This window comes from Leptospira alexanderi serovar Manhao 3 str. L 60 (assembly GCF_000243815.2).
Taxonomy (GTDB): Bacteria; Spirochaetota; Leptospiria; order Leptospirales; family Leptospiraceae; genus Leptospira; species Leptospira alexanderi.
Map to the genome: position 1 here is coordinate 37501 of NZ_AHMT02000027.1, position 17500 is coordinate 55000.

Sequence of the window (17500 nt, forward strand, 5' to 3'; positions counted from 1 at the left end):
AGTCACATCCGGTCCGCTCATAAATTCTCTGATCGTAAAGCACAAAACCAAAGTGATTCCGGTCGATTCGGAGCATAACGCTCTCTTTCAACTATTAGAATCTCTCAATCCTAACGCGGTCGAAAAAATCATTCTCACCGCGTCGGGTGGAGCTTTTCGCGATTTGCCGATCGAACAACTATCTTCCGTCACGAAGGCGCAAGCACTTCATCATCCTACTTGGAACATGGGACCTAAGATCACCGTGGATTCCAACGGGATGATTAACAAAGGACTCGAAGTCATCGAAGCTCATTTTTTGTTCGGGGTTCCTTACGAACGCATCGGAGTTGTGGTTCATCCTCAGAGTATCGCGCACGGTATCGTAGAATTAAAAGACGGCGCTTCGTTCGTTTATGCTTCTTACCCGGATATGATTTTTCCGATTGCACATTCCCTCTTTCATCCGGAACCGGTTCCTAAACCGTTGCGGTCCTATTCCGCTAAGGATTGGGGAAAACTGGAATTTCGGGAGCCCGATTTGGAACGATATCCCGGACTCAGATTAGCGTTTGAGGCGGGTAAGGCGGGGGGAACGGCTCCCTGTATTTTTAACGCGGCCAACGAGGCGGCTGTGGGATTGTTTTTGAAGGATGAGATCCGTTTCGTGGAAATTCCAAATTGTATTTCCGAAACGTTAGATGTAATTGCAATTACGTATCCGACGACTTTGGAAGGTTACGAAGAAGCGGACCGGGTTGCCCGTGAAACCGTTCAAAATCTGAAAGGAAAAAAGGCGGTGTCCGCATGTTAATTATGATATTAGGCGCAGTGTTTATGCTGGCCATTTCTATTTTTATTCACGAGTTGGGTCATCTTCTTTGTGGAATGCTCGTGGGAGTTAAGGCGAGAATTTTTTCGATCGGTTACGGAAGAGGGATCTGGAAGAAAAAGGTGGGCGAGACCACGTATCAGATCACCGCGATTCCCGTCGGAGGATACGTTTTATTCAAAGGAGACGACTACGGCGGAGAAGTAAAGGGAGAACCAGGTGAACTTCTTTCCACTCCTCCTTTGAAGAGAATGATTCCGGTACTCGGAGGCCCTCTTTTTAACTTATTTTTGGGATTTGGAATATTATTAATTTTGAATTTTCTAGGTCACAATCCTCCGGGAAACCGGATTTTTATCGATCCGGCCGACCAGGAATTTTCCGCCGCATACCAATCGGGCCTCAGAACGGGAGATCGTATCCTAAACATAGACGGCAACAAAACCGAAAAGTTCGAAGACATAGTGACTAACGTGGGATTGTCTTCCGGAAATGCTCTCAAAATTTTGGGTGAGCGCGAGGGACAAAAGATGGAATGGAATGTGATCCCCCGGATCGTTTATAACCCGAAACGTTCTTCCGGAATTCCGACTATTGGTGTGGAGCCTTTCGGAGAAAGAAGGGTCGTTGCGACGTTTAGTTATCCGGAACAGTTTCAGCATTGGTTATCTTCTCGTTTGGATAGATCTCACGAAGCGGAAAATTACTACCAGGAACGTTTGAAAAAGGCTGTCGAGGGAAGGGACATTCCCGCCGAAGTTCTGCTCGAAAAAAAAGAGAGGAGAAAGAAAATCTGCTCCGTTCTAGAGCGTTGAACTATCTGAACGACGGAGACGTGATTCGGACCGTGAACGGCAAGGCAGTTTCCACTGTGGGGGAACTTCAAAAGATTCTAGGGGAATATCAAAACCGAACCGTGACGATCGTTGCGGATCGGAAAACATATCCTCTCGTAAATCCTTGGTCCACGGAAATTGTTTCCGTGGAGATTCCGGTTTTAGGGGCCAATATATTAGAATTTAAGAATATTCGGGATCAGAAATTTCCCGAGTTGAATTTGGAATCTTACCAGTTTGCGAGTTACGATCCCGAACTCGGTCATAAACTCCTCAATCTGGCAGTGGACGGAAAAACGTTTCCTAGTTTTGAGGAACTTCTCGCTTATATTAAAACGAAGAATGGAAAATCCGTTACGGTCGATATAGGGAATCTTAAGTTGGAAGCCGAGCCGAAAGTTCGTCCAATCGGACTTCTCGGGTTTAGGCCCAACATGAAATTCAATCCGGAACCGATGCAGAGAGAACTAGGCTTTTTGGAGTCTTTCATCGTTGCGGGAAAAGACGTTTATGAAAATGTGGAAATCACTCTCAAAGGAATCGGGATGTTGTTTTCTGGGATTCTTTCCGTAAAGGATAGTCTTTCCGGGCCTGTGGGGATTGTATCGTATGCGGGAATCAGCTTGGAGATCGGTTGGGAAACGTATTTGGAATTCGTTGCCAGGATCTCGATCGCTCTGATGATTATGAATTTACTTCCCATTCCGATGGCGGACGGTGGGCATATCGTATTGTATGCGTATGAAGCGATCACAGGAAGACCTCTTCCCGGTAGAGTAATCGAGTCCATTTTCCGAATCGGATTTTTGTTTTTACTCGGACTCGGACTCTACGTCACCTTCAACGATGTAATGCGAATTTTCTAAACGCATGAAAGCATCGAAATATATTCTTCCCACAGAAAAGGAAAATCCCGCGGATGCGGTGGTCGCATCCCATCGTCTTATGATTCGCGCGGGTCTTGCACGCAAGTCCTCCGCAGGTCTTTACTTTTATCTTCCGCTCGGCCTCAAAATTCTCCAAAAGATCAAACAGATCGTTCGCGAAGAAATGAACAAAACGGGAGCTTTGGAGTTCGATCTTCCGATTTTAACTCCTTCTGATTTTTGGGAACAAAGCGGTCGGTGGACCGCGATGGGGAAAGAAATGTTCCGTATCAAAGACAGACACGATCTTTCTTATGCCCTCGGTCCCACACACGAGGAATCCTTCAGTTTTTTATTAAAACCTCTTTTGAAATCGTATAAGGATCTTCCGATCAACGTCTATCAAATCCAAACTAAGTTCCGGGACGAAATTCGTCCTCGTTTCGGCGTGATCCGTTCCAGAGAGTTTATTATGAAAGATGCATATTCCTTTCATATCGACGATGCTTCTCTCGACGAAACATATCAGGCGATGCGGGTTGCTTACAGAAAGATTTTCGATCGCTGCGGTCTCAAGACAATTCCCGTGCAGGCTGATTCCGGAAGTATGGGAGGTTCTGCGTCGGAAGAATTTATGGTGGTTTCTCCGATTGGAGAAGAAACGTTATTGTTGTGTAATTCCTGCGGTTATAGTTCCAACAGCGAGAAGACCCCTCTTGTTTTAAAAAAAGAAAATGTGCCTGCAAAACTTTCCGAAAGGAAAGAAATTTCCACGCCGGGAAAAAAGGCGATTGCCGAGGTCAGCGTTTTTTTGGGAATTCCCGAGGCCCAAACAATCAAAGCGATTGCGCTCAAATCGGATAAGAAAAAGATTCTTGTGTTTTTACGCGGTGATTTGGAACTCAATCTTCACAAACTACATTCTCTTCTCCGAATTACGGACTCGGAGCCGATGACCGATGTGGAAGTTCGTGAACTTGGGTTGGTCCCGGGTTTTATTTCTCCGATTTCTGCGAACGACAAGATAAAGGTGTTATACGATCGTTCCCTTCAAAAAGATTTTCCTTATGTAGTCGGTTCGTCTAAGGAAGATTTTCATACCCAAGGTTTTATTTTGGAAAAGGAAATTTCCGGTCTTCCGGAATTTACCGATGTCGCATTAGCAAGAGAGGGAGATCTTTGTCCGAACTGTAATTCTCCTTTAAAAGCCGAGAAAGGGATTGAGGTCGGCCATATATTCAAACTAGGAGAAAAATACACAAAGGCTTTCGGAATTCAGGTTTTGGATCAAAACGGAAAATCCAGGATTCTTACTATGGGTTGTTACGGAATCGGTGTTAACAGAACCATGGCCACCGTCATCGAGCAGTGCAACGACGAAAAAGGGATTTTCTGGCCGATCAGCATCGCTCCGTTCGAAGTTACGCTTGTGAGCATCACAAAAGGCGAGGAACAATATTCCAAAGCAGAAGAATTTTATAATGTTCTAAAGAACGAAGGAATTGAAATTTTCTGGGACGACCGGGATGTGGGTCCTGGTTTTAAACTCAAGGATTCCGAACTGATCGGTTTTCCGATTCGAATCACAATCGGTAAAAAATTCTTCGAAAACGGAGAACTTTCGATCTACAATCGTAAAAAAGATAAGGAAGAATCCTTTGTCTTTGCCGGATTTGAGAATTTAATTGCAAGGGTAGAATCTCTGCGTCAGGAACTCTTCGCAGAATTGGAGTAGCTATGGGTAAAGAACGTCATTCCCCAAAAGTGGGTTACTTCGGAGAATTCGGCGGTCGTTATTCTCCCGAAATTCTTCACGATGCGCTTGTGGAACTTGAAGCTATGTACAAAAAGCTTCGGAAGAACAAACGTTTTCATAAAGAACTCGAATATTATCGCAAGAATTATATCGGTCGTCCTTCTCCTCTTACTTATGCCGAACGTTTGTCAAAGGTCTGGAACGGGGCTAGGATTTGGCTCAAACGGGAAGACTTAAATCATACAGGTGCGCATAAGATCAACAATACGATCGGGCAAGTGTTGATCGCAAAGGCGATGGGGAAAACTCGAATCATTGCGGAAACCGGAGCGGGGCAACATGGAGTGGCGACGGCGACAGTTGGTGCCATGTTTCAGATGGAAACAGTCGTTTATATGGGAGAAGAGGATCTTCGTCGTCAGGAACTCAACGCGATCCGGATGAGAATGATGGGTGCCAAAGTTGTAGGAGTTTCCAGCGGCACCGCGACTCTCAAAGACGCGACCAGCGAGGCGATGCGAGATTGGGCATTAAATGTTTCTAATACACATTACATCGTTGGTTCTTCCATCGGTCCGCATCCGTTTCCTACCATCGTGAGAGACTTTCAATCGGTAATCGGTATCGAATCTAGAAAACAATTTAAAAAAGCGAACGGTAAACTTCCAAACGCTGTGATCGCTTGTGTCGGTGGCGGTTCGAACGCTATCGGTATGTTTTACGGCTTTTTAAAAGATAGAAAGGTAAAGCTTTACGGGGTGGAAGCCGGAGGTTATTCTACCGAACCTGGGTATCATTCTGCGACGATTCAGTTTGGTAGAACCGGGTTTTTACACGGAACCAAAACGTTGGTGATCCAAGATGAATTCGGGCAAATCGTTCCGGCACATTCCGTGTCTGCAGGTTTGGATTATCCTGGGGTCGGTCCGGAGCATGCTTATTTTCACAAAAGCGGGAGAGTGACTTACGTGAACGTGGATGATGAAGGTGCTTTAGATGCTTTTCTCGAGGTATGTCAGATCGAAGGGATCATTCCTGCATTAGAAACTGCTCATGCGTTTCGTTTTGCAAAAGACCTGGCAAAATCAATGGGGAAAAAAGAAGACATTCTCATCTGCCTTTCCGGAAGAGGGGACAAGGACGTTGCCGAGGTCGCAAGACTTAGAAAAGGAGAATTTTCTTGAGCGCCATCTCTTCCGTTTTTTCCTCCGATAAAAGCGTTTTCATTCCTTATATATCTTTGGGAGATCCGGATTACGAATCCTGTATTTCTTGGGCGGATGCTCTGATTCGAGGTGGTGCTGGAATTTTAGAATTGGGAATTCCATTTACCGATCCGGTCGCGGATGGTCCGGTGATTCAAAAAGCCTTCAAACGAGCGTTGACTCATCCTTTCTCCATGAAAAAAATTTTAGAGATCACCGCAGAAATTCATAAATTACATCCACAAACTCCTCTCGTATATTTAACGTATTTTAATCCACTTTATTCTATGGGTTTGGAATCTTTTACGGAGAGTGCTAAAAACTCGGGGATCCAAGGTTTGATCATTCCAGATCTTCCGTTTGACACCCCGGAAGCGGAAGAGTTCTTTTCTCTACTTGAACGAAAAAAGATCGATTTCATTCATCTTGTGACGCCTGCAACTACAAGCGATCGGATTCAATCTATGAAATCTCTTGCGTCAGGTTTTATCTACTATGTGACTTCCTACGGTGTGACCGGGGAACGACATGCTCTCGCGGACGGTTTGGAAGAAAGAATCCGAATGGTGCGTAGTAAGGTTGGTCTTCCGGTTTGTGCAGGGTTCGGAATTTCCACTGCGGATCAGGCTAAGGAAATTTCGACTTACGCGAACGGGGTGATTATTGGTTCTGCCGTTCAAAAAATCATCGAAGAAAACGGCTCCAATCGAGAGGTTTGTATAAGTAAACTTTTTACGTATGCATCGGAAATTCGTGCTTCTATGAAATAAGAAGCTATGTGCGTTTCCCTGAGGTGTTTTTTGTGTCTGTGAATTGGAGAAGGGAAAGGGCTTTTAAATTGGATGTGCCCTTCCCTGCTGAATTTGACTTTGTAGAAGTTTTTGTGAAAAGCGAATTTCTCTGGTAATCTTCAAAATTGTTGGAACTCCACAGAATTTTCTTTTTCTGGGGGTCCTTTCTATTGACCATTCTAACAACAGAGAAAATAACAGACATCGAGAAACTCCCAGTCCCCAAGCAAGGATTCCCAGTTTGCACCAATCCTCTTCGAAAGGACGAAAGTTCATCTTTTGTAGATTCAGATTTTTCTCCTGATATCTCGCATATACCAGTCTCTTCCCCAAAAAACGTTTCCGAATCAAGGTTTCGTCCCAATGCGATAAAAGAAAGTGTAAGGTTTTTCGGAGAATTTTCGGTTGAAGCCGGTTGGTTCGGACCAGGTTTTCCGGAATTAAAAATGAGCAAAGGTTACCGGATTTACGAATTGAACAAAACGTAAACCCGGATTTAAAAGAAGAATTCTTCATAACCGGAACGGTTTTGGGATGAATGAGTGTGGAGCGTGAAGCAGAGTAAAAAATGAAAACAAAGCTAGAACGGGCGATAAAGTCTGGAAAATATTGACGAAACTCTGACGGATGGGATACTGATCCCCGATCAAGGTCGGAGGGACGCATGAGCGAAATCAAATTTAAAATCACTCCATTCCACATTATTTCGATAATACTGGGGGGAATGGGGATTGTTTTCATAACATTTACTGCATTTTTTCCGAGCTTTTCACACAACACAGAATTCTTGCTTGGAGGGTTTGTGTTGCTTTTGATCAGTTCGTATCCGATCTATAAGTTTATAGAGGTCAACACTTCAGATAAACAAAAGTCCGGAAGTATTTGGCTCTCGATGGTAGTCTCGTTTTCTATGTTTTTCCTATATCAGGTATTTACGCCACTCTCCGAGTTGGAAGAATCCTCTGTGTCTTGGAGATTTACATTGCTCAGATCCGGGGTGAACAAGAGCGAAAAAGAATCCGAAGAGGGAACGATCGAGTACACGCGATACAATCCGCCGCCCGGAGCAAGGCAGGATATACAAATCATCGGAATCACGACCACTTCCTTGGAAAAGTTACAAGGAAGATGGCCTTTGCCTTGGAAATATTATGCAAACATCATAGACATATTTAAGAACACGTCCAATCAGTTGATGTTCGATATTTTCTTCGTGGATTATAAGTCGGGACAAACGGAAGAAATGGCCGAAGCCTTGGCGAAAAATTCGCAGGTCATGTTTGACTATCCGATGGAAACAAGTCTAGAATCCAAGAGTTCCATCTTGAATTTGGAAAAACGGATCGATGTGCTAAGAAAGTTCAAATTAGAAAACGTGGAAGATCCGGGGGATGTCGGAACATCTTGGCTGAAATTTCCACAGCCTCCGATAGAGCCTGTGGCGGAAAAAGCATCCGGATTAGGATTTGCGAATATAAAAAAAGACGAAAGCGGGCTCAATCGAAGAATGCCACTTGTCGCGAAATTGTTGAATGCGGGGCCTTTAAGAGAAACGGAGTATTATCCGTCCATTGACTTAATCATAGCGTGTAATTACCTCGGCGTGGATGTGAAGAGGGATGTAGAAGTTGTGATGGGCAAATACGTCAAGATCAAGAATATCCCACAAAAGACCTTGACGAGTTTCAACCGTAAAACTTTGAAGATGGAAACTAAGGACATTATGAATCGACCGAACGAAGAGCGTGAGATCATAATTCCGATAGACAAAGACGGACAGATGCAGATTAATTTTCCGGGAGGGCTTTATTCGTTTCGAGCGCATGAAATTTTCGAAGCGGCGACGGAGTGGAACGAGGAAACTACGTCTCAATTTCAAAACACGATTTTTCTCGTAGCGATGTATTACGCGACTGGAGCGGGAGCGGCAAAAGATACGCATCTATCACCATTTGGGGATATGTCCGGGATCGAACACCACGCGGCCTCGATCAACACGATTCTCAATCAAGATTTTCTCTTTGAGCTTCCGTTATGGGGAGAATTTCTAATCTTAATCCTTGTGGGAATATTAGGGGGCCTTGTACAACCTCGATTAAAAACTTGGTTGGCGTTTCTGTTTTTCTTGGTGACAGCGCTTATCTATTCGATTGGAACGCTTGTAAATTTTTCCGAGCTCAACTTGGTACATTTGTATCCGACTGTGATATTGGAGCAGTTATTTATTTTTATCGGACTGATCGGATTTAGGATTTTAACGGAAGAGGAAAACGTGAAATACATACGAAGTACGTTCTCCAAGTTCGTATCCAAGGATATCGTGGATGAGTTACTCAAAAATCCGGACAACTTGAATCTGGGAGGATCCAAACGAGACATCACGATTTTTTTCTCCGATATTCGGGGATTTACGACAATGTCGGAAAAAATGGGGCCGGAAGAACTGGTTCAATTTTTGAATCAATATCTTTCCGAGATGACGGAGATCATCATTGAATTTAAGGGAACGATTGATAAATACATGGGGGATGCGATCATGGCATTTTGGGGGGCGCCTGTGCCGTTAGAAGATCATGCTTACTATGGATGTGCGGCCGGGCTTGCTCAGATGAGAAGACTCGCCACTTTGAAGGAAGAATGGAAGAGTTTGGATCTGCCTCAAATGGATATCGGAATCGGACTCAATTCCGGACCAGCAGTTGTAGGAAACATGGGAAGTTCTCACAGGATGGATTATACTTGTATGGGAGATACGATCAATTTAGGATCCAGATTGGAAGGAACGAATAAGGAATACGGAACCCATATTATTATCTCCGAGTACACTTATGAGAAGGTAAAGGACAGGGTCATCGCAAGAGAACTGGACTTGATTAAAGTAAAAGGGAAAACTCAACCCGTACGAATCTACGAATTATTGGATTTAGTGAACGAGGAAGACCTGAAGCTATTAAGAAAACCTTTGCAGGTGAATTGAAAAATTAATAAAATAATAGAAAGTTTTCATGCAACAGGAATCAACTCTGCTGGATGGGATTGACTATCCGGCCGACCTCAGAAACATACCGTTGGAAAAACTTCCGCAGGTTTGTAAAGAGGTTCGAAATTACATCATTGATACTCTATCAGGGGTAGGCGGGCATTTTGCGAGTAATCTGGGAGTTGTGGAACTCACGGTAGCGTTACACTACGTATTCGAAACGCCGAAGGATCGATTGATCTGGGACGTGGGTCACCAGACGTATCCGCATAAAATTCTCACCGGAAGAAAGGATAGACTCAAAACCGTACGAAAGTTCAACGGGCTTTCCGGGTTTCCGAAAAGGGAGGAATCTCCTTACGATCTCTATAACACGGGGCATGCGGGAACTTCGATATCGCAAGCGCTCGGAGAAGCCGCGGCTCGGGATCTAACAAAGGGAGAGGATTACAGTGTAGTTGCCATAATCGGAGACGCGTCGATTGCGACTGGAATGGCACTCGAAGCGATGAATCACGCCGGTCATTTAAAGAAGGACATGATCGTAATCTTAAACGATAATTACATGTCAATCTCGAAGAATGTGGGTTCCATTTCTAATTATCTCAACAACATCATAACGTCTCATTTTTACAATCACTGGAAGAGAGTATTTTACACTTTCTTAAAGTGGTTGCCTATCATCGGGCCCGCGACCGAGAGATTTTTCAAAAGAGTGGAGAAGGGATTCAAAGATGTCTTAACGCCCGGAGGGCTTTTTGAGGATTTAGGATTCGGATATATCGGGCCTGAAGACGGGCATGACGTGATTCGACTCGTGAACATGCTCGAGAAAGTGAAAAAAATGAAGGGGCCTATATTGCTTCATTTAATCACGCAAAAGGGGAAAGGATATGATCCTGCGGAAAGGGACCCGATCAAGTATCACGGAGTAACTCCGTTTCGAAAAGAAGACGGAGCGATGGACAGTGGAGATACTTCTAAGATCGCATACAGCAAGATTGTAGGAAGAATGTTGTCAATTCTGACGGAAACAAATCCTAAAATTGCGGCGATCACGCCGGCGATGATCGAAGGAAGTGGGCTTAAAGAATACGCCGAAAAATATCCTGACCACCTTTTTGATGTGGGAATAGCAGAGCAACATTCCATAGCGTTTGCCGGAGCAATGACGAACGGAAATATCATTCCTTATATGTGCATCTACTCGACGTTTTTAACGAGGGCGATAGACCAGCTCGTCCAGGATGTATCATTGATGAATCTACCTGTACGGTTCGTGATTGATCGTGCGGGATGTGTGGGCCCAGACGGGGAAACGCACCAAGGGCTTTTCGATTTAGGATATCTGCTCGGTCTACCGAACATGGATGTATTTGTTCCGTCTAACGGACAGGACATGATCGATTCACTTCGATGGATGGAAACATACGACAAGGCTCCGATTGCAATTCGATTTCCGAAGGCGAGCGTGGACTTGAAGACCTTGGATTTTTACAAAAAAACGGAACTAAAACCTGGAACATTACGAGTTCTCAAAAAAGGAACGGACCTCGCGTTATTATCGATTGGATCCATGATCGACGAAGCCAAAAAAGCGACCGAAATTTTGGAAAGTGCGGGTTTCAGCGTAACGCTCATCGATCTCATATGGTTACGACCACTTGGAGTGGAAGCACTCAACGAAGAATTGTCTGGAGTGAGACGTTTTGTGATACTAGACGAAAGTTATGTAGACGCGGGAGCTTCCGGGTATTTACTCAATCGGATTCTACCTGAAAATTTATCGAAATACGTCAAAACGTTCGGGTTTCCGCCGGAGCCGATTCATCACGGAGAAAGGAAAGAAATTATCCAAACGTATAGGTTGGATGGAACATCAATCGCAGAACACGTAGCGGATGTATTGAAAAAAAACTTAATCAAGCCGTAACCATTCCAAACCGAAAATAAAAATAAAAACGGGTTAAGGAATTGAAAAACATTACTCCTTCGGACTTTTTAGAAGCGGCGAAATATTTTTATAAGAAAGGCGATGGCGACAGGGCAGAGTATTTGTTCAGGCTTACTTTGGAGAGCGAGGAGAGTCACGAGGCTTATTTCTATTTAGGGCTTCTTGAAAATCAGAGGGGAAATTCGGCAAAAGGGCTCACACACTTTTATAAATCTGTGGAATTGAATCCGGATTACGGAAATCCCTGCAACGAAATCGGAATCATACTTTTAAGAGCGGGAAAGGAAAACGAGGCGGTTTACTGGCTTAAAAAATCCTTACGCTGTGAATTGAACGATGCGCCTCACATTTCACTCTACAATCTTGCCACTCTGTATAAAATTTGGAATCGTCCCGAAAGATCCCTTCAGTATTTACATCGTGCGATATTGATCAAACCCGATTTCGAAGAGGCCAGAAAGCTCAAAGAGGAGTTAGGCTCTACAATTTGAGCTAAGGAGAATAAGGAACAATTTTGAATCTCTGACGGAAAACTGGAATATTATAGGAACTATCCAGATAAAAATGCGGATGAGTTCGTTCATTTCGGGTTATTTGAAAACGAATTAACAACAAAAATGTTTCTAAGGTGACGATATTTCCGATGTGGTTTCTGCTTTATTAAAAAAATACCAAAGGGGCAATTCAGTTTACGAAATTATTTTTTACTCTAATTTAACGTGAGTACGGTGTAAGGAGAGAGTAAAAGTTGTAAATTGTCTTTGGATCTCAAATTCAAAGAAGGTTTTTTTGGAAAAAATGAAAATGCAACTAAACCGCTTAATAGATTAACAGCCCAATTGAAAAAGCTTCGATGTATAGTATGTTGAATCTGACAAATATTTTTGAGTTCATCATTTACGGATTCAATGATAGCTCTTTTTCTTAAAAGAATTTTATCAACTCAAGGCATTCATTTATCTTTCATATTTTTTTTAAGTTTTGTAATGAGTTGAATTCCCTTTTCATAAAGACTTTCAAACAAAGATTGACTGATATAACCTCTATCTCCGAAAAGTTTACAGCGCATCCCAAAACTTCATTTTATTTTACCAAAGATCAAGCTGCAAGGTTCTGTTCAGTTCCGGTTTTTTCCGTAAGAAAAAATCGAGACTGGACAGGTTCTTATGAGAATGGATTCTTCTGTTGTCGCATACTCCAAAGAGTCGTAGAATCAATGAACGATATTCCGGAACATTTTCCCAGACAAGAATTTGATAGAAAGGAAGCTATGCCAGATAACGCGTTAGGCATCAGCTCAACAAAACGATTGTAACTTACAGCTTTTGGAAATTCGGATTTCAGATTCTTTTTTATTTCTATCAGATAATAATTTTTAAATTCTCTATAATGAGAAAGATGAAAATAGACAACAATCGTTGCTACTTCACTCAGGCTTAACTGAAATTTTCGGTTTCTTTTTCGAACCACCGGACAAAAGTATTTTCACGTTCCAGTTTATTTTTTGTTGTGTACAATAATCGTCTATGGCACAAAATATCTCTGTCAGATCCATATTTAACCCCTTTTTTGCTGAAAGTACGGTTCAATATGTGATCTGGCGTTTTGAGTACAAGATCTTTCCCTTTTTTCCTCCCTTACGACCCTGCTCACGTTAATTAATGCCGATCCATAGAGAGGCATCACCAACCCCACAAGTTAAGAAGTTTGGGATAATAAGGATCAAAAGCTGATATTTTTCAAGTGTTCCGACAAGAATGAGACTTTTTACTTGCAAGGAGTATGATTTTCTGATAGAGAAAAATTTCCCGAACCTTTCCACCTCCACCCCCACCCAAAAATAAGGGTGGGAACTAAGTATCACGGGGGATTTTGTCGTAATTCCGACAAATTGATCTTGAGATCCCATTACTTGTGGGTAAGGTTATGATAGAGAGCGCTTTGCTGAGTTTAGGCAGCAATATTGAGTTAAAGCGCGGTCGCGAGCCATTTTATCTATGAAACTCGCGAGCTGCGACGACGATCCGCAGCGATCTATCTCGCGACCCTTCGGGAGCGAGATTTGAGTTTAGGAAAGCTCTGCGCTTGAGTTCAGGGAGTCGTTGCACTTTAGTTTCTTATTCGCCCAAACTTTCCTATATCGAACTCACGTTAATATAATAATCTGTCAATATGAGATTGAATCGGAATAATAAGACTCATAGAAATACGATTCTTCCATTGCAATTCTCGGAAGAGGCAGTTGCGGTGATACGAGCACATCTTGCAAATAGACCCGAATCCTCGTTTCATTTAAGAATTGAGAGAAAGGGCGGACATGCCAACGTCCAAGTAGGATATGATCGAAAGAAAAACCTGAATACCATACATACGTATCCGATAATGATAGAAATCACCGAAGAGGATGAGATTTGTCTGGAAGGTTCTCGGATCGATTGGAAATCGGAAAAACAGGAATTTTGCATTTATCCGGACGTGGATTTGGATATAGAATATCAGAATATTCTAAATAGATTTAAGATACGTGTCAATCGGAATGTATTTAGAAATGATAAAGCTAGGATTTATAGGGATACTTCCGAGTTCCCGAATTGGCTACCTTTGAGGGCTCGGAAATTAGAAATTTCTAAAATAAAAATCCAGGGGAGAATTTGGATTTTGGCTTTGGCCGATCGCCATGAACGGGAAGAAATCCTGAAGATTGAAAGTTCGATTGCGGACGAGATATTGGATTATTTAAGTGACTTTCCGGTCCGCAATGATTAACGTTTCCAGAATACTCGATCACCTTCGGAAATTGATTTTAAGCCTTTGTTTCCGTTATCCGGAACGGCTCTGGAAAGAAAGTAATCGATTTCTTCAATCGTAGCTTCTCCGGATTTTCCGGAGGTATTGAAGATCTGAATCTTATTACCTTTTTTTAAACCATCCAGAATTCCGACATTGATGATAATGTCTTCGTCTTTTACTTTTAAGACGGAGCCGCTAGGAGGGATCGCCGCTGAAATTTTAGAGATGGATCTTGCTACCGCTTCCGGAATAAAATCCCTCCCTTTAGAGAATACTCTAAATGCGGAAAGAATCTTTTCGTGTTTGGAATCTTTAATCGTCCAGTCTATATACAATGAATGATTTTCGTATTTTAAGGAACCATAAACTAGAAATCTAGGTTTCATCCCATTTTTAGCGGAGTCCTTGATTTTGAGAAAGGCGGATTCCGTGTAGGGCAAGATTTCCGTATAAGGATCGGCTTTTATATCGAAGGAAGCCGGATTCTTCCGAACGGATTCTAAAACCTCCGAAAGAGAGACGGTAGGATTTAAAGAAAGATTTCTACGCACGGAAGAAGAAACTAAAAGTGCGAGATCCGGATAATCGCCCAAATAAGATTTATCGGAAAGATCGAACAATAAGAGAACAGGCGGGGTTCTTCCGTAGTTCTCCACAAGATTGTCGCCTGTGATTTCGAGCAATCCTTCTTTATAGGCGATTGATTGTTTCATCGAGTTCAGAAGATTTTCAATTTCGAACTGATATTTTTGATTTTCCGGATATTTCTTTCTCAAAAATAAAAGGAGATTGAGATAACGCGGAAAAAAATTGGTTCTTTTGTATTCGGATAAGGTTTGAAATTGAACTTCCGGTTGACCGGGGATCAGTTCTCTTGCGGAAGCGAGGTGATGAGAAGCCATATCGTATAAAAGAGAATTTTTAGAGGAATGAAAGCGTTGCATTCTATACTCACCGAGTTTTCTTCGGAAAGAATGATTTTCCGGAAAATGGCTCAGTGCGACAGACTCCGCTTTTTGCCTTGATATCGAATCTAAGTCGTCTAATTTTAATATTTCGGTTAACGCGTCCTTTGCGGAGAAATCTTTGTCCATTCCTTTTTCTTCGGTAAACGCTTTCAAATAGAGATACAAAGGGTTTTGAGGGAAAAGAGAAACGAGTTTGCGGGAGAGTGAAGCCGCGGATGAAAAGTCTCCTTGCCAGATTTTAATTCTTACAAGCGAGTCTATCGCTTCTTCGAAATCGGGGTATAAGGAAATTGCTCTTTCTAATTTTTCCGACGCCATTTCCAATTTTTGTCTTTTCTCTTGATCGGAACTATTTTGGGACCAATCGATCAATAACGAAGCCATGTTGAAAAATAAGTCAGGATCATCTGAAGAGGACGAGAGAACCGTGTTCCAAAGATGATAAGCTTTGGAAAAGTTACCGGTTTTACCGTTTACTTTCGCTTCTAAAATTTGAATTTCTTTTGAGTTTTGAAATTTGGATCTGGAAACTTCCAGTTTTTTGAGAGCGGATTCGTAGTTTCCCATTTCCAAAAGAATTTGAATTTGAATCGGGGCTAAAACTGGATCGAATGGGTCGATTTCCAAAGAAGGTTTTAAGAGATTTAGGGAATTTTGATATTCTTTATTACGAGCGTAGGCTAAGGCGGCTCCTTTGATTGCGGTTTTGTTTTCTGGTTCGAGTGCGAGAACCTTGTTATATGCTTCGAAGGCTTCTATATCTCTATGAAGATGTTTTGCCGCGTCCGCGAGTCCAAGTAAAGAACGAGTCGACATGGGATTAGAACGGGACGCATCGGAAAAGGATTGGTAGGCTGCGGTGTAATTGCGAACTTTGAGAAAGGATTCTCCTTCCTGAATTTTTTGAATTGTATTTTCGGAAGAAATCGGTCCGATGAATAAGAATAGGACTAAGATGCCAAGGGAGCGTCTTTGTAAAAAACTTAGAATCATTTTGTAAAGAATCCCGCTTCAGCCTTGCCGGATGTGTTTCTAAAATTCGCTTCTATGATCAAGGGAATATAAAAATCTTTTTTATCCGCGTCGACTCTACTTTTGAAGGATACGATATAGCGCCTGTCCTTATGAGATAAAAAGGAGTTGTAAAGGTTCTTTTCAAATCCTTCGCCCGGAATTAAGATGAATTTTCCACCGGTAGAAGCCGCAATCGTCTTATATGTTTCAACTGCAGGTCCGGTATCCGAAAGCGATAAGAAATATATGGGAATCGAATGTGCTTTGGAATAGCGGATAATTTTTTCCGGTGAAATCTGGGTAAACGAATCCGGATAAGAATTCCCTGAGATTAAAACCAAAACGATTCTCGGGCCAAGACGACTAAGTAAATCGGATATTCCTCTGTAAATCGCTTTCCCAGTCTTAGAGTTCGAGTCACTAGGAGATGTTCTTAATATTCTAAAAATCTCATACATTGAATGGTTGAAATCGTAAGTTTTGATCAATTCCGTACCGGAGCGAAGAACCTCTATTCCGTCGTATTGTCGAAGCGAAGTTAGAAGAGGTCTCAGGGATTTTTCGAATATTGGATAAGCCGATTTAACTTCGGGAGTATTTTCGTAAACGAGGGAAACTGAGATCCGATTGTTAAACTGTTGCATATCTGCAAGTCCGATCAATGGGGAAAGATTACCATATTCATAAACTTTAAAGGAGTTTCTTGGTATTGCCTTGATATCTCGACCTGATCGATCTCTTATGCGGAGAAAAACGGAAATATCCGGATATTCTTGATTTAAAACTTTTTCCAAAACGATATCCATATTGGAAGACAATTGATTAGAGGGGCTAAAAATTTCCACTCGGTGTCGATTGAAGTCCGCGATGAATTGTGTCCCGGTATAATCAAAGGTTGAAGAGAAAGGTTGGTTTAGTTTTCGTACTACGTTTTTTGAATCTCGAAAGGAATCTAATAATCTCCAAGTATTGTCAACGGTATTGTAAATGATGAGTCCCGACTTTTCGTCTGAGATATAAATTTCGTTTTTTCGAATTGTTAGATTGCGGGGAGACAATAGGATATTTGGATTCGTAATTTCTCTGAGAAAATTTCCTTCCGAATCAAATACGGCGATTCTAGAATTTCCGCGATCGGCCACATAAATTTCCCCTTGGGAATTTACTTTGAGTCCGGACGGATTGCGTAGAATTCCGACCCCGATTTCTTGAATGAAAGTACCGTCTGCTTTTAACTTTTGAAGCCGATTATTTCCGGAATCAGAGACATAAAGATATCCATTTTTTGTGAAGAATATCCCGGTTGGCCCATGAAATTCCCCGTTCCCTTTTCCTGAATTTCCGAATCGGTTGCGGTATTCACCTTTTGTATTGAACTCATAAATCTTATCAGCCTTAAAATCGGTTACAAAAATTGAATTCCCTCTCAATGAGAAAAATAAGGGACCCGATAAATTCCGACCTAAGGAACCTTTGAAATTATCAACCGGGTTACCATTCGGATCAAACTTTACTATGTTTGCTGTGTC

At 42.3% G+C, this 17500-nt stretch carries 11 protein-coding genes and 3 pseudogenes (2 of these 14 running past the window's edge); 9 read left to right on the plus strand and 5 right to left on the minus strand.

Translation table 11 applies throughout. The annotated features are described in order from the left end of the window. The 5 genes and pseudogenes from dxr to trpA all read left to right on the plus strand — a co-directional run. Window positions 1–793 carry the 3' portion of a 1-deoxy-D-xylulose-5-phosphate reductoisomerase gene (dxr, locus tag LEP1GSC062_RS09000; RefSeq protein ID WP_010578713.1) on the plus strand. Its footprint begins 377 nt before the window's first position, so 793 of the gene's 1170 nt are visible here — the last part of the coding sequence; its start codon lies beyond the left edge, outside the window; its stop codon occupies window positions 791–793. Continuing rightward, window positions 787–2513: pseudogene (locus LEP1GSC062_RS09005) on the plus strand (site-2 protease family protein). Before dxr ends, LEP1GSC062_RS09005 begins: the two are co-directional and overlap by 7 nt. Window positions 2514–2517: 4 nt before the next feature. Beyond that, window positions 2518–4248 (plus strand): proline--tRNA ligase, encoded by a 1731-nt coding sequence (locus LEP1GSC062_RS09010; protein WP_010578714.1) that lies wholly within the window; start codon window positions 2518–2520, stop codon window positions 4246–4248. A gap of 2 nt (window positions 4249–4250) precedes the next feature. Next, entirely contained in the window at window positions 4251–5453 is a 1203-nt protein-coding gene (gene trpB / locus LEP1GSC062_RS09015) for a tryptophan synthase subunit beta (RefSeq protein ID WP_010578715.1), read from the plus strand. After that, on the plus strand, window positions 5450–6244 hold the full coding sequence (trpA, locus tag LEP1GSC062_RS09020) for a tryptophan synthase subunit alpha (RefSeq protein WP_010578716.1): 795 nt from the start codon (window positions 5450–5452) through the stop codon (window positions 6242–6244). The genes trpB and trpA overlap by 4 nt, the downstream gene beginning before the upstream one ends. Window positions 6245–6307: 63 nt before the next feature. Here trpA and LEP1GSC062_RS09025 read toward each other — a convergent pair whose 3' ends face one another. Beyond that, window positions 6308–6781: a DUF1564 family protein gene (locus LEP1GSC062_RS09025; RefSeq protein ID WP_039941691.1), complete on the minus strand. Its 474-nt coding sequence runs from the start codon at window positions 6779–6781 to the stop codon at window positions 6308–6310. A gap of 148 nt (window positions 6782–6929) precedes the next feature. On the opposite strand from LEP1GSC062_RS09025, the gene LEP1GSC062_RS09030 reads away from it, so the two are divergent. Genes LEP1GSC062_RS09030 through LEP1GSC062_RS09040 form a run of 3 tightly spaced genes read left to right on the plus strand, consistent with a single transcriptional unit; the run spans window position 6930 to window position 11690 of the window. Further along, entirely contained in the window at window positions 6930–9242 is a 2313-nt protein-coding gene (locus LEP1GSC062_RS09030) for an adenylate/guanylate cyclase domain-containing protein (RefSeq protein WP_039941633.1), read from the plus strand. A 28-nt stretch (window positions 9243–9270) separates the two neighbouring features. Continuing rightward, window positions 9271–11178 (plus strand): 1-deoxy-D-xylulose-5-phosphate synthase, encoded by a 1908-nt coding sequence (dxs, locus tag LEP1GSC062_RS09035; RefSeq protein ID WP_020984128.1) that lies wholly within the window; start codon window positions 9271–9273, stop codon window positions 11176–11178. A 41-nt stretch (window positions 11179–11219) separates the two neighbouring features. Then, window positions 11220–11690: a tetratricopeptide repeat protein gene (locus LEP1GSC062_RS09040; protein WP_010578720.1), complete on the plus strand. Its 471-nt coding sequence runs from the start codon at window positions 11220–11222 to the stop codon at window positions 11688–11690. A 218-nt stretch (window positions 11691–11908) separates the two neighbouring features. Here LEP1GSC062_RS09040 and LEP1GSC062_RS25515 read toward each other — a convergent pair. Together LEP1GSC062_RS25515 and LEP1GSC062_RS25520 are read right to left on the minus strand one after the other, a co-directional pair. Next, window positions 11909–12253 (minus strand): annotated as a pseudogene (locus LEP1GSC062_RS25515) (transposase); the annotation flags it as partial. Between the two features lie 112 nt (window positions 12254–12365). Further along, window positions 12366–12754 (minus strand): annotated as a pseudogene (locus LEP1GSC062_RS25520) (transposase family protein); the annotation flags it as partial. Window positions 12755–13371: 617 nt separating this feature from the next. On the opposite strand from LEP1GSC062_RS25520, the gene LEP1GSC062_RS09060 reads away from it, so the two are divergent. Further along, complete coding sequence (locus LEP1GSC062_RS09060; RefSeq protein ID WP_020984079.1) at window positions 13372–13965, plus strand: hypothetical protein; 594 nt, start codon at window positions 13372–13374, stop codon at window positions 13963–13965. Here LEP1GSC062_RS09060 and LEP1GSC062_RS09065 read toward each other — a convergent pair. Continuing rightward, window positions 13962–15950 carry a tetratricopeptide repeat protein gene (locus LEP1GSC062_RS09065; protein WP_010578724.1) on the minus strand — a complete coding sequence of 663 codons (1989 nt, stop codon included), beginning with the start codon at window positions 15948–15950 and terminating at the stop codon, window positions 13962–13964. The two genes, LEP1GSC062_RS09060 and LEP1GSC062_RS09065, sit on opposite strands and share 4 nt — an antisense overlap. Next, a protein-coding gene (locus LEP1GSC062_RS09070) for an NHL repeat-containing protein (protein WP_010578725.1) crosses the window boundary here: on the minus strand, window positions 15947–17500 show its 3' portion. Its footprint extends 477 nt past the window's final position; only the last 1554 of its 2031 coding nucleotides appear in the window; the start codon falls outside the window, past its right edge; its stop codon occupies window positions 15947–15949. Before LEP1GSC062_RS09070 ends, LEP1GSC062_RS09065 begins: the two co-directional genes overlap by 4 nt.

What these genes read in the sequence shown, in the direction of transcription:
- LEP1GSC062_RS09065 (WP_010578724.1), bottom strand. Translation starts at nt 15,950, where the DNA reads ATGATTCTAAGTTTTTTACAAAGACGCTCCCTTGGCATCTTAGTCCTA.
- LEP1GSC062_RS09030 (WP_039941633.1), top strand. Translation starts at nt 6,930, where the DNA reads ATGAGCGAAATCAAATTTAAAATCACTCCATTCCACATTATTTCGATA.
- LEP1GSC062_RS09025 (WP_039941691.1), bottom strand. Translation starts at nt 6,781, where the DNA reads ATGAAGAATTCTTCTTTTAAATCCGGGTTTACGTTTTGTTCAATTCGT.
- LEP1GSC062_RS09060 (WP_020984079.1), top strand. Translation starts at nt 13,372, where the DNA reads ATGAGATTGAATCGGAATAATAAGACTCATAGAAATACGATTCTTCCA.
- dxs (WP_020984128.1), top strand. Translation starts at nt 9,271, where the DNA reads ATGCAACAGGAATCAACTCTGCTGGATGGGATTGACTATCCGGCCGAC.
- trpB (WP_010578715.1), top strand. Translation starts at nt 4,251, where the DNA reads ATGGGTAAAGAACGTCATTCCCCAAAAGTGGGTTACTTCGGAGAATTC.
- LEP1GSC062_RS09010 (WP_010578714.1), top strand. Translation starts at nt 2,518, where the DNA reads ATGAAAGCATCGAAATATATTCTTCCCACAGAAAAGGAAAATCCCGCG.